Origin of the sequence: Pseudomonas simiae, from assembly GCF_900111895.1 — a bacterium.
GTDB classification, from domain to species: domain Bacteria; phylum Pseudomonadota; class Gammaproteobacteria; order Pseudomonadales; family Pseudomonadaceae; genus Aquipseudomonas; species Aquipseudomonas simiae.
This window is the reverse complement of the sequence record NZ_FOKB01000012.1, coordinates 1-11,633: the sequence shown is the minus strand read 5'-3', so window position 1 is coordinate 11,633 and position 11,633 is coordinate 1. Positions and strand designations below refer to the sequence as shown.

Here is an 11,633-nt window from a genome sequence, read left to right as displayed (position 1 = left end):
GGCCCGCGTTCATCACTGAATGCGGGCCGACTTCGCTCACTTCACATATTCGATGCGGGTGATCCACCAGCACACTTCTCCGCTCGGGGTCTGCACGATAGCCTCATCGTCTACCTGCTTGCGCAACAACGCACGCGCCATGGGGGAATCGATGGAGATGTAGTCCATTCGATCATAAATCTCGTCATAGCCGACAATGCGAAAACGCTTGGTCTCACCCTGCTCGTTTTCGATGTCTACCCAAGCGCCGAAGAACACCTTGCCCTCTTGCTCGGGCATGTACTCCACCACACGCATGTCTTCCAGGCGCTTGCGCAGGTAGCGCACGCGACGGTCGATCTCACGCAGCAGCTTCTTGTTGTACTGGTAATCGGCGTTTTCGCTGCGATCTCCCAGCGAGGCCGCCCAGGTCACTTTGCGCGTGGTGTCCGGGCGCTTTTCGCGCCACAGGTAATCCAGCTCCTTCTTCAGCGCTTCATGACCTTCTTTGGTAATCAGCTTGGTACTCAAACGCTTGCATCCCGAGGCAATGTCCATAGGTGCCGATCCGCCTGTGCTCAAAGCCCAGGCGCCGGCTGGCTGGCGTTGATGATAAATGAACCGGCGAAAGTAGCCAGGCCAGTCTAGCCATCCAACGCCTGATCCAGCTCAAGCAGTACTCCCCGCAAACTCTGTCGCAAGCCCGATACCTGCGACGTCATCACCTTCAGGGCTTCGGTCCTCTGGCTGACAGCAAGCGAATGATCATGCAATTGAGTGGTGCGTTGTTCCAATTCTCGAACCTTCTGATCCAATTGTTCCTGCTCCTGCTGCAAGCGCGCCTGCCATTGCTCAAGTGCCGATTCCCGTTCGATGGCTGCCAATTTTTGCTGAGTCAGCTCTTGAGCAACACGGGCCAGATTGGTCAATGTGCTGTCCACTTCGAACAGCGTACTGGGGTCTTCGGGCGGTGGGCGTTTCGGTGGTTCCAACCCATCGGCCGGTGAGGCCGGCGCCATCATTGAGGGAGCCTCGACAGGTAGCTGTCGGCTTTCCTCAACGGACTGTTGATGCACAGGTGCCCGGACGGGCTCGGAAGGGGTCATCGCTTTGGGAGATGAACTCATTTGCGACGAGAAACGAATGGACGGCACGATCACTGAAGCGCTTTCGATCGCCGGCAGCGTCGGCGCAGACATGCCCAGGGTGATCACCTTCATCACCAGCGCCTTCTTGATGATCACCGAATGATGGTCCTCGGGCCTGGCAGGCGGCAGCTTGCAGCCTTTCAAATCAACAAAATGATAGGGCACCTGGGTTTCCGTAACCCCGCCCGCCTTCATTCCCGAAGCGGCCAACGTCAGAATTTGCTTGAACACATGTAATGCCAACTGCAGATCTTCCCTGGACTCAACCGCGCCCAGGAAGTAGCGATCAACTTTCTTACGTAACACAGCGATATAAACCCTGGAACTTTCCGGCTCTACTTCCTCATCCATACTGTAGACAAGAAAGTTGGAAGCCGTCTGACCTACGGCAAACCCACAGAGCAGTGCACCGTTAACTGGAGCATCTTGACCGTTGCGCTCAAGAACAAGGGTACGTAGCAGCATCATGGCATTCAGGCCTCATTGTGCAGGGCAGAAGTTTATCTAAACAATAAATAAACATTCAAAAATTGGACATTCCGAAACCTAGCACATTGTTTCAGCGGCCTGTCTAACCGGCGCGTAGGACTTCTCTTAATAAGCGTTATCGACATTCCCAAAAGTGGCCATTACCCGTACCCTTTTTTCACGCCCCTTACGTCATGCCAAACTTTTTCGGTAAAAAAAATGATCGAAATAAGCAACCTGACAAAACACACGGGTAACACAACCATACTCAGCGACCTTTCATTCAGCGCCAATCAACAAGAATGCCTGGGATTATTCGGACAGGATCATACGGCAAAAACTACCCTGCTCGACCTATTAGCAGGTTCAACGCAGCCGTCCAGCGGTCATATAAAAATCCAGGGGTTCGATATACAAACCCACGCACTTAAAGCAAAGCAACGCGTTGGCTATCAACTGTCCATGGACCTTGGCCATCCAACGATGTCCGTCAGCGCGTTCCTTAAATTCATCGCGGCCGTTCGCGGCCTCCACGGCGCAGACAAACGCGCGCGGCTGGAACAGGCGGTAGCGCGACTGGATCTGTTTCCGGTGCTCAATGCCCCCCTCGATGCGCTCTCCATCGGCTGGAAACGCAAAGTCGCCATCGCCCAGGCCATTCTGCATAGCCCTGCCCTACTCCTGCTGGATGAACCAACCGAAGGACTCGCGCCTGATCAGAAGCATTCATTCAGGGGGCTTATCCAGTCATTGACGCAAGAAATGACAGTGATCATCGCCTCCCGTCATTGCGATGAACTGTCCGAGTTCTGCACACGTGCACTTGTCATCGCGGGTGGTCGGCTGGTCGCCGACACCCCACTGCCTGATCTACAACGCGACTCGCGCCATTTCCAGGCCGTCACCTTGGCCGCGGACACCCCACTGGACCTGCTGGCGCTGGCCGTACTGCCCGGCGTGGCTGGCATCGAAGAGCATCGACATGCACCCGGCACGGTAACCGTTCTCGCCATGCCGGGGCACACCATTTATCCCCATATCAACACGCTGATTGCCAGTCGCCGCTGGAAAATCAACTCATTGAGCCTGGAACCAGGTCGCTTGAATGATGTGGTCCACCACCTGAGCCAGGAGGCGCCCCTTTGAAATTATTACCGATCATTTTAAAGCGCCAGCTCGCCAGTTATGCCTGCACACCCAGTACTTACCTGCACATTGCCGTCTTCCTGATACTGTCAGTGACATTGGGAAGATACGTAAGCCCGTGGCCAGAACAGAACAGCAGTGACTTGCAGGTTTTCTTCCAGTTTCACCCCTGGTTGTACTTGTTACTGACGCCTGCCTTGGCCACGCAACTCTGGGCGGATGAATCCAGTGCAGGTTTTCTCGGGCTGATGAAAACCATGCCCATCACAACCTATGAATGGGTGATCGGAAAATTCCTCGCCGCCTGGCTCGTAGCAGGCACAGCCCTGTTACTGATGTTTCCTCTGGTCATCATCGCCAACTACTTGGGCAAGCCCGACAACAGCGTTATTGCTTCGCAATGGGTCGTTAGTTGGTTACTCGCGGGCAGTTACTTGTCGGTGGGTTGTTTTATTTGTGCATTTGTACGCCAACGCACCGTCGTTTTCGGATTGACCCTGGGCCTGCTTCTGACAGCCAGCGGGCTTTCTGCCATCTTGGATGCACTTGAACATCAAGCCCCTATCGGGCTGATTGACAGTTTGGCAGCACTTAGCCCTACGTTGCGATTCAGCAACATCGATGATGGGAAACTCACACTTCGTGACACGCTTTACTTCATCAGTATGATTCTCGCCTTTCTCACTGCGACGACTGTCACCCTCAACTACAAACACAGCTGAGAAGGGAAATTCTTAATGCGGTCCTCGCTGCGCACCAGCATGACACTCACCGTCACCCTCCTGCTTTTCCTGGCGTTCAATCTGGTTTGGGTAGGCAAACTGCCTGATCTACGGTGGGATCTTTCTGAGCAAAAAATCCACACTTTAGCGCCTGCCGTAAAACAGCTGCTGACTGCACTGGAAGACCCGGTGGACTTGTATTATTTCAACTCCAACAACAACCTGAAAAGAAGCTACGCGCTACAACGCTACAGCAAGCGCATTGAAGACCTGCTCAAGGAATATGAGGAAACGGCCAATGGCATGATCAACCTGCACCTTATTGAACCGGCCCCTTTTTCGGAGGACGCCTACAAAGCCCGACTGTCAGGACTTGACGACAATGCGGGTTTTCTCGGCCTCATCGGCACCCGTGTCGGTCACGGTGTGCGGCGCATCGGCGCCTTCAGCCTCGACCAAGAGCCTTTGCTTGAGTATGAAATCGGCCATCTGCTTTATAAATTGCAGCACCCGGAGCGCCCGGTCGTTGCGTTACTGTCGGGGCTGGAGATGGACGAATCTGCGAGCCGGCTGTTGCAGGAACTGCGGCAGGCGTTCGACCTGGTCAACCTGGAGCCGAGTGCCGCATCCGTCCCCCAGCCGATCAAAACGCTGCTGGTCGTGCACCCACAGGCGTTGTCTGAGCGAGCCCTGTATGCAATAGAACAATTTGTCTTGAGGGGCGGCAGATTGATGTTGTTTATCGACCCGTTGACTGAACAACGTTCAAACCTTCCCCCCGAAAACACTCGACTGAACGAGTTGCTGGCGGCCTGGGGTATCCAGATGCCGACGAACAAGCTGGTGGTCGACGACCTCTACACGCCACGGGAAGCCCCGGGCGCGCCCAATCAGGTGCGGTTGAACCTGCCCCGCCAGGCGATGAACACAAATGACATCAGTACCTGGAACCTCAATAGAGTGACGGTATCGAGCAGTGGCGCCCTCTCCCAACTGGGCAAGAGCCGCACGACCTTCACCCCGATCCTGCAAAGTTCCGAACAGTCTGTCCTGTTGGATGCCAATAGCCTCACGAGCGCAGCCAAGATCGACGCATTGATGGAAGAGGCGTCGAATCAGGAACGATCTCATGTGATTGCTGCGCGTATCGAGGGGCCGAGCTATTCGGTGTTTCCCGATGGCATCAACGGGCTGCCGCCCGGTTTGCAAAAAGCGGCCAATATTCATGTCGTGGTGGTTGCTGACACGGACATGCTCATGGACAAGGTCAACAACTCCGCGCCGGACGGCAACGCGCTGTTTGTCTTGAATACGCTGGACAACCTGTCCGCCCCCGACACACTCGCCGCCATTCGCCCGCGCGTGGCGCAGGAACGTTCGTCAAACCGGCTGGAAGCTATGCGCAAAGTCGCGAAGCAGGCCTATCGCGTGAAAGCCGGCGAACTGGAGCGGCGTCTGCAACGCACGGAACAAGAATGGCAACGGCTCAGCCCGTGGACAACCGCCCTCGGCACCCAGGCAGTGGATACCACCACGCGGTTGCAGGCGCTCAACAAGGAGCGTCTGCGCCTGCCCATGGAGCTGCATGCCCTGGAGCTCGAAGCTTATGCCCAGGTACGCCATATGGAGTGGGCTATAAAACTGGTCGTGACCTTTGCGATACCCCTGACGTTATGCCTGATCGCCTGGATGGTCTTTCTGGGCCAACGCCGTCGTCGTCTCAAAGCCGGCAGTGTGATTCACTGAACGCTCAACGACGGGCGATCAGCCCTTGCCGAGCAATGCGGGTCAACTGACGGATGACCTCATCGGCGTCGCTTGCACTTGGCGCCTGGATAACGGCAAGGTCGAAACTGTTGCTGGCAAACCGCGCAAGGGAATCGCCATCTTCGACAAACTGGATCAGGAACGCGGAAGGTCGGCCCGTACGACGCGGCCAGCCGTCCAGGTAACGCAACAGCGTCGGCTGGTGCTTGCCGCCCAGGAGGATTTTAGGATTGCGTTGAGTGAGGTCCGCAGTGATCGGAGCCAGGCGTATCAGGGGGCGTAGTGCATTCATCGTGTCGTGTCTCTGCCTCAAAAGTCTGCGGGCAGGTGAGAGGCAACACCGAACCAGCGCTTTAGCGGAATTTCGAAGCATGGAGCATGCTTCTGTCGGGACCGATAACGATCACCCATGGCGCCCCGCAATTAGCTGTTTAAATCGGCGCATGAGCGGCATCCTAGAGAAGCCGGAGGGGCGGTGTCAAGAATCCAGATCAGCAAAAAGCCCGCACATGGCGGGCCTCTTGAAGGTTCTACGGGGATCAGTTGGCGATGGCGCGATCCGCAGACAGCTTTCCGGCGCCTTCCAGCAGCACCGCCAGCGAACCACCGAGCAAGGCCAGCGCGAACTCATAACCGTTGTTGGCCATGAACAGGCCGTTATGGATATGCACCGAGAAGATCGCCACCAGCGACAGGATGGTCAGGCCCAGTGCCGCAGGGCGAGCCAGCAGGCCGATAATCAACGCCAGGCCAGCAAAGAACTCGGTGCCGCCCGACAACAGCGCCATCAGAGTACCCGGCGCCAGGCCGATGCTTTCCATCCACTGGGCTGTACCGGCCAGACCGTAGCCGCCAAACCAGCCGAAGAGTTTCTGCGAACCGTGGGCGGCAAAAATGATGCCGACGACAATGCGCAAAATGGTCAGGCCGTAACCGGCGCGGGTGGCCAGGATGCTGTTGATCAGTGGGCTCATGGTGATAATCCTTTTCTAAGTAGGGGGTGGTTGGCCGCTATATTAATCAGTTTAGGCAATGATAAAAGCCGAAAAAATGCCTGATTAATATCGATTAAATCGATTACTTACGTGAGGCGATTTTCGGCGCTGGCGGCTCCAGGGACTCTCGCTCCCTCTCGAACGCCAAATAGTACTTGTTGACGCTATTAACATAGCTGACGCCGCCCATCCCTACTTGCTCCATGGCGATGCGTTCAACCTGGAAGAACCACTGATTCGGGTTCAGCCCCCGGCGCTTGGCTTCGGTGCGCATGCCCTGCACCCGCTCCGGCCCCATGTTGTAGGCCGCCAGTACAAACGCCATCCGCTCGCGCTCGTTGAGCTTGGGACTGGCAAAGAACTTGCGGCGGATCATCGCCAGGTAGCGCGCACCCGCCTGCACATTGCTATCAAGGCTCTCGATATTGTTGACCCCCACTCGCTGCGCCGCGGACGGCGTGATCTGCATGAGGCCGGTGGGACCACCACTGTTGCGTGCACCCGGATCAAGCGCCGACTCTTTGAAGGCGAGTGCCGCCAGGTTCAACCAATCCATGCCTTGCTCGCGGGCATGTTTTTGTAATACCGGGCGCAGTTTTTCCAGGCGTTGGCGGTCAACGCGTGCCAGGGGGTTGCGTACTTGATAGAGACGCCGGTAAATACGCTGGAACGCCACATCCTGGTCGGCCGGCGTCCGGTAGGTCTTGAGGAATCGATCAATACTGGCCCGCAGCATCGAGGCATCCTGGCGCACGAACCAGTATTCGTCGCCCGGTTCGCTGATCGCTACCTGCTTATCAAATCGCAACTTGGGCAGGATCTTCGACCAGCGTTCGGCAATCGGCTTTTCAACAATAGTCAGATGAAAAATGCCGGCCTGGACCATTTCCAGTACATCTTCCACAGCCAGGGTCGGGTCCACCCACTCCACTTTCACCGGCGGTTGCTTGTGCAACGCCAGCTTCTGATTGACCTGGCTGATGGCATCCGCCGCCGCGCTCCCGGTGGTCAGCGCCAGGGTGCGACCGGACAGTTGCTCCAGTTTGGTGAACCGCCGCTCGCCCTTCACACCCACCAGCCACAGCGGCACATCGCTGACAATCGGATCGCTGGCGCTGATCTTGTGCGCCGCCTTCACATCAAGCAATTCACCCGGTGCCACCAGGTCACCTTCGCCACGGGCCAGGGCGCCGAGCAACTGGTCCTTGGCCTTGGGAATGATCTTGAGGTTGATTTCCTGGCCATCACGGGCATGACCATTGAGGTATTGCTCGAAGGCGCGCAGGCGATGGTACTCGACGCCGATGGCCTGGCCCTGGACCTCGCCGGAGCTGTTACGGCTCTGATTGACCAATACGCGCAGGGTGCGACTGGAGCGAATCTCTGCCAGGTCGCGGACCTTGCCGGGCTTGGTCACTTCCAGCGGCCCGTCCAGACGCGCAACCGCCGCCACGGGCAGCAGCAACGTCAGGCACAACATAAGCAACGCCGAGGGTCGGATCATCCGCTCTCCGGAAAAGAATACTGGCCAACGCGCTCGCGAAAAACGAGGCGGTGGGTGTCAGAAACAGAGCGCTTTATGCGCAGGCTTTGCGCGCAACGGTGGCACAGGGTAAGGCGTTCGGCCCACCACAATGAACTTGCGACGTTCAAAGACAGCTATAACTCGTTGTAGTTCTTCGTTTTTCTTATAAATCTACAGCTCTGATATGCTTTCCGGCCGCAGGCGGAGATAGCACCATGCAACTCATTGATATCGGCGTCAACCTGACCAACTCCAGTTTCGACGAGAAGCACCAGGCTGTACTCGACCGAGCCTACGCCGCCGGCGTACAGCAATTGGTGCTCACCGGCACCCACATTGAGGGCAGCGAACAGGCCTTGGAGTTATGCGAAAAACTGGATGAAAGCGGCCAACGCCTGTTCAGCACCGCGGGTATCCACCCCCACTCCGCCAGCGACTGGAACGGCGACAGCGCCAAGCGTCTGCGCGGTTTGCTCAGCGAAAGCCGCGTACGGGCTGTGGGTGAATGCGGGCTGGATTTCAACCGGGATTTCTCCCCGCGACCGCAGCAGGAAAAAGTCCTGGAAGAACACTTGGCCCTGGCCGTCGAGCTGAAGTTGCCGGTGTTCCTCCACGAACGTGACGCCAACCAGCGCCTGTTGGAAATTCTCAAGGACTACCGCGACCATCTCACGGCCGCCGTGGTGCATTGCTTTACCGGCGAACAGCAGGCGTTGTTCAGCTACCTCGACCTGGACTTGCACATCGGCATCACCGGCTGGATCTGCGACGAACGCCGTGGGACACACCTGCACCCACTTGTCAGGGAAATTCCTCGTGAGCGTCTGATGCTGGAAAGCGACGCCCCTTATCTGCTGCCACGCACCCTGCGCCCCAAGCCGAAAAATGGCCGGAATGAGCCGGCGTACCTACCGGAAGTCCTGCGCGAAGTCGCCCTGCATCGAAACGAAAGCATGGAAGACCTCGCCCGCCACAGCACGGCATGCGCCCGTCGCTTTTTTGGACTGCCTGAAGTGGATTGATGCGGTGCATTGACCCACGTCAAAACCGTTTGACTCGATAGCGGCACAATAATGGCACCTTGCCAATGCTGTTTCCGCTATCAGAGAAAACCTTCCATGGGTGCCTGGCTTAGCAATATCTCGCTGAAGTACAAATTCTGGGCCGTCAACGCGGTCGCCTTCATCACTACTTTGTTGCTGGTGCTGTATGCCGTGCAACTTGAACAACAGGCGCGCAGCACGGCCTCCCACGCCTCGGCGCAGGCACAAGCGCGGCTGCTAGACGCCTGGCCGGCTGGGGAAACACTGCCCAAGGGCGAGCACTGGCTGACGTTCAAGCGCGGCCAAATCCCACAATTGGCCGATCAGGATCTGTCAGCCCTGGGCAGCGCCACGGGTTGGGTCGAGTTCAACCCTATGCCCGTGTTCGGTGATAACCCGCTGCTGGGCGCTGAAGTCGTCGCCCGCCCTGATGGTCAATACATTGCCGTCCTTGCCTACGCGCCCAGCTTGAGCCAAGTGTTCGAGGAACGCTTCGCCAACTATGCAGTGGCGGTCCTGATCCTGATGCTGGCGATGCTCGGCGCGTCGCAATTGCTGATCCGCTTCCTGCTCAGCCAGCTCAACACCCTCAAGGACGTGATGCTGCACGTAGAGAAAACCGGCGATCTGTCGGCTCGCGTACCCTTGGCGTGCAAGGACGAAGTCGGCCAGATGGCCAGCGCGTTCAACGCGATGCAGGCCGGTTACCAGCGCGTCGTGAACACCGTGGCGCACACCGCCCGGCAACTGGACGATGGCGCCGCACGGCTGGCCAGCAGCATGAACGAGGTACAGCACGGCATGCTCGGCCAGCAAAGTGAAACCGACCAGGCCGCCACCGCCATCAACGAGATGACTGCAACGGTTCATCACATTGCCCAACACGCAGGCGCCACAAGGGATCTCTCCCAGACCGCCGATACCCTCGCCGGCAGCGGCCAGGAAGTGGTCACCCGGGTACAACGCTCGATCGCCGGCCTGTCCACCGGCGTGCAACAAACCGCCGTAATGATCCAGAAGCTCGCCGAAGACAGCCAGAAAATCAACGGCGTGGTCAGCGTTATCCACAGCATCGCCGAGCAGACCAACCTGCTCGCCCTCAACGCCGCCATCGAAGCCGCCCGCGCCGGAGAAATGGGCCGTGGCTTCGCCGTGGTCGCCGACGAAGTGCGCAACCTGGCCAAGCGCGTGCAAAGCTCCACCGATGAAATCACCCGCATGGTCTCGGCTCTGCAAGCGGGCACCCGCGACGCGGTGGACTTCATGCAGGAAAGCTCATTCAAGGCCGACGACTGCGTGCATCAAGCCCAGGAGGCCGGCGCCGCGCTCGCCGAAATCACCGGTGCCGTGGCGCAGATGCGCGAAAGCAACACCCAGATCGCCGTCGCCGCCGAACAGCAAAGCCACGTGGCCGAAGAAATGAATCGCGCGGTCGTCAGCATTCGCGACGTGACCGAGAACACGGTGCAGCAGACCGTCGACTCGGCGACCACCAGCAATCAACTGGCCACCCTGGCCGGAGAACTGAGCAAGGCGATTGGGCAGTTGAAGCTGTAGGACTGTTCAACCTGTAATCTCCCTCCTACAACCGAGCCTCGGTTTACCCGAGGTCTTGGCGAAACTTCCTAGCCTTCCTGGCGAATAACGCCGACTTCTTTTCCCTGCCAACCTCTCCAAAGTCTCTCGCCTGACCAATCAGCGCGAGGGACCGCCGATGCTCTTCTCTATCAGTGCCCCACTCAATGGGGCCGTTTCATGATTCCCGTTATTGCGCAGTTCGTCCTCTACCCCATGGATGCCGAAACGCCGGACGTGGAAACCGTCTTTCGTGACTTCAGGTCGTGCCTGAACTCATTTGACGAATGGGCCGAGAGCTTCTGGAGTGGTTCAGCGCTGGACGTGGAGCAAGTATTCAGAGTCGGGGAAGACGTTGCCCTCGTCGCTCCCGCGTCTTCCAAAAAACCCAATCGCACGGTCGCCGTCTGCAAGGCTCAGGGCTCATTGACCCTGGTGCACATGTTTGAAAGCACGCGGTTTGTTCCTATCGGCAATACGCCGGTGATGCTGCAAGCCATCGGATCGGACGGCAAGCCGTTCGGTGCCCCTATCCGACGAACCATCGATGCCAGCGGCATTCTTGAAGTCAACGAGTGCATCCGCGATCAACGCTACCAGGTCACCTTTTACCCCAACGTTTCCAAGGCACACGTCAAGGCACTGTATGCGTCTTATCAGTCGGTGATCGCCGGGCTGGAACATCGCCTGCGTGATGAATGGACGAAGACCTTCAAGCCGCGATGGAAAGACTTCGCCAGCGCCACGCCGTTCGAGCGAAGTGCGATGCAAGGCGTGGCGTTCGCGGGTGGGATCGGTAAGGCGCTCTATAACCTCTGGGATAACGTCACGCAGCTGTACGACCTGTTGGCGGACCTCAAGGCCAATAGCGAGAAATTGCTGCAGTACATCACCCAGGCCGAACTGGACGAGCTGCTGAAACTGGGCAAGGACGCCATCGCCCATGGCCTGCTGGTGCTGAGCGATGAGCCACTGTTGTTCATCTATCTGTCGGCAGTGGTCGCCTGGATACGCATGCTTGCACCGCCAGAGATGTATGAACTGGCGGGCGAAATCACCGGTGAAGTGCTGATCAATCTGTTTTTGATCTGGGCCACGCGAGGCATGGGGGTACACGTTCGACTGGGTATGCAGGTGTTGGGGCCTATCAAGTCGGGTCGCGTGCGTACGTGGCTGGAGAGGCTGGCCGATCAGCTCGTCGGGCCTCGGTTGGACGCGCATGTCGAAGCGGCCAAGCCGTTGTTGCTGGGCAGCGCGGCGACGCC

The 11,633-nt window shown here is 57.9% G+C and carries 10 protein-coding genes and 2 pseudogenes; 7 read left to right on the top strand and 5 right to left on the bottom strand.

Features of this window, described 5'->3' with window-relative positions; translation table 11 throughout:
* Nucleotides 1-36: 36 nt before the first annotated feature.
* Nucleotides 37-510, bottom strand: coding sequence for a transcription elongation factor GreB (gene greB / locus BMZ57_RS26200; RefSeq protein WP_010211882.1), 474 nt, complete (start codon nt 508-510; stop codon nt 37-39).
* 113 nt (nt 511-623) lie between these two features.
* Entirely contained in the window at nt 624-1,595 is a 972-nt protein-coding gene (locus BMZ57_RS26195) for a hypothetical protein (RefSeq protein WP_042570781.1), read from the bottom strand.
* A 219-nt stretch (nt 1,596-1,814) separates the two neighbouring features.
* On the opposite strand from BMZ57_RS26195, the gene BMZ57_RS26190 reads away from it, so the two are divergent.
* The 3 genes from BMZ57_RS26190 to BMZ57_RS26180 are packed head-to-tail and all read left to right on the top strand — an operon-like array spanning nt 1,815 to nt 5,209.
* Complete coding sequence (locus BMZ57_RS26190; RefSeq protein WP_042570780.1) at nt 1,815-2,741, top strand: ABC transporter ATP-binding protein; 927 nt, start codon at nt 1,815-1,817, stop codon at nt 2,739-2,741.
* A complete protein-coding gene (locus BMZ57_RS26185; protein ID WP_047543577.1) occupies nt 2,738-3,463 on the top strand; it encodes an ABC transporter permease in 726 nt (241 codons plus the stop codon). Before BMZ57_RS26190 ends, BMZ57_RS26185 begins: the two co-directional genes overlap by 4 nt.
* Nucleotides 3,464-3,478: 15 nt before the next feature.
* Nucleotides 3,479-5,209, top strand: a complete 1,731-nt coding sequence (locus BMZ57_RS26180; RefSeq protein ID WP_069673331.1) for a Gldg family protein — start codon at nt 3,479-3,481, stop codon at nt 5,207-5,209.
* Between the two features lie 4 nt (nt 5,210-5,213).
* On the opposite strand, the gene BMZ57_RS26175 is transcribed toward BMZ57_RS26180, so the two are convergent.
* The 3 genes from BMZ57_RS26175 to BMZ57_RS26165 all read right to left on the bottom strand — a co-directional run bounded on the left by BMZ57_RS26175 (nt 5,214) and on the right by BMZ57_RS26165 (nt 7,729).
* Nucleotides 5,214-5,522, bottom strand: coding sequence for a hypothetical protein (locus BMZ57_RS26175; protein ID WP_010211889.1), 309 nt, complete (start codon nt 5,520-5,522; stop codon nt 5,214-5,216).
* 247 nt (nt 5,523-5,769) lie between these two features.
* A complete protein-coding gene (locus BMZ57_RS26170) occupies nt 5,770-6,204 on the bottom strand; it encodes a DoxX family protein (RefSeq protein ID WP_010211891.1) in 435 nt (144 codons plus the stop codon).
* Nucleotides 6,205-6,307: 103 nt separating this feature from the next.
* Nucleotides 6,308-7,729, bottom strand: coding sequence for an MltF family protein (locus tag BMZ57_RS26165; RefSeq protein WP_038452984.1), 1,422 nt, complete (start codon nt 7,727-7,729; stop codon nt 6,308-6,310).
* 236 nt (nt 7,730-7,965) lie between these two features.
* Here BMZ57_RS26165 and BMZ57_RS26160 point away from each other — a divergent pair, with 236 nt between their 5' ends.
* The 4 genes and pseudogenes from BMZ57_RS26160 to BMZ57_RS26150 form a co-directional block, all read left to right on the top strand.
* Nucleotides 7,966-8,772, top strand: a complete 807-nt coding sequence (locus BMZ57_RS26160; RefSeq protein WP_010211895.1) for a TatD family hydrolase — start codon at nt 7,966-7,968, stop codon at nt 8,770-8,772.
* Between the two features lie 51 nt (nt 8,773-8,823).
* Nucleotides 8,824-9,480: pseudogene (locus BMZ57_RS30290) on the top strand (HAMP domain-containing protein); the annotation flags it as partial.
* Nucleotides 9,466-10,350, top strand: a complete 885-nt coding sequence (locus tag BMZ57_RS30285; RefSeq protein ID WP_373422441.1) for a methyl-accepting chemotaxis protein — start codon at nt 9,466-9,468, stop codon at nt 10,348-10,350. The pseudogene BMZ57_RS30290 and the gene BMZ57_RS30285, both read left to right, overlap by 15 nt.
* A 198-nt stretch (nt 10,351-10,548) precedes the next feature.
* A pseudogene (locus BMZ57_RS26150) lies at nt 10,549-11,633 on the top strand (type IV secretion protein Rhs); the annotation flags it as partial.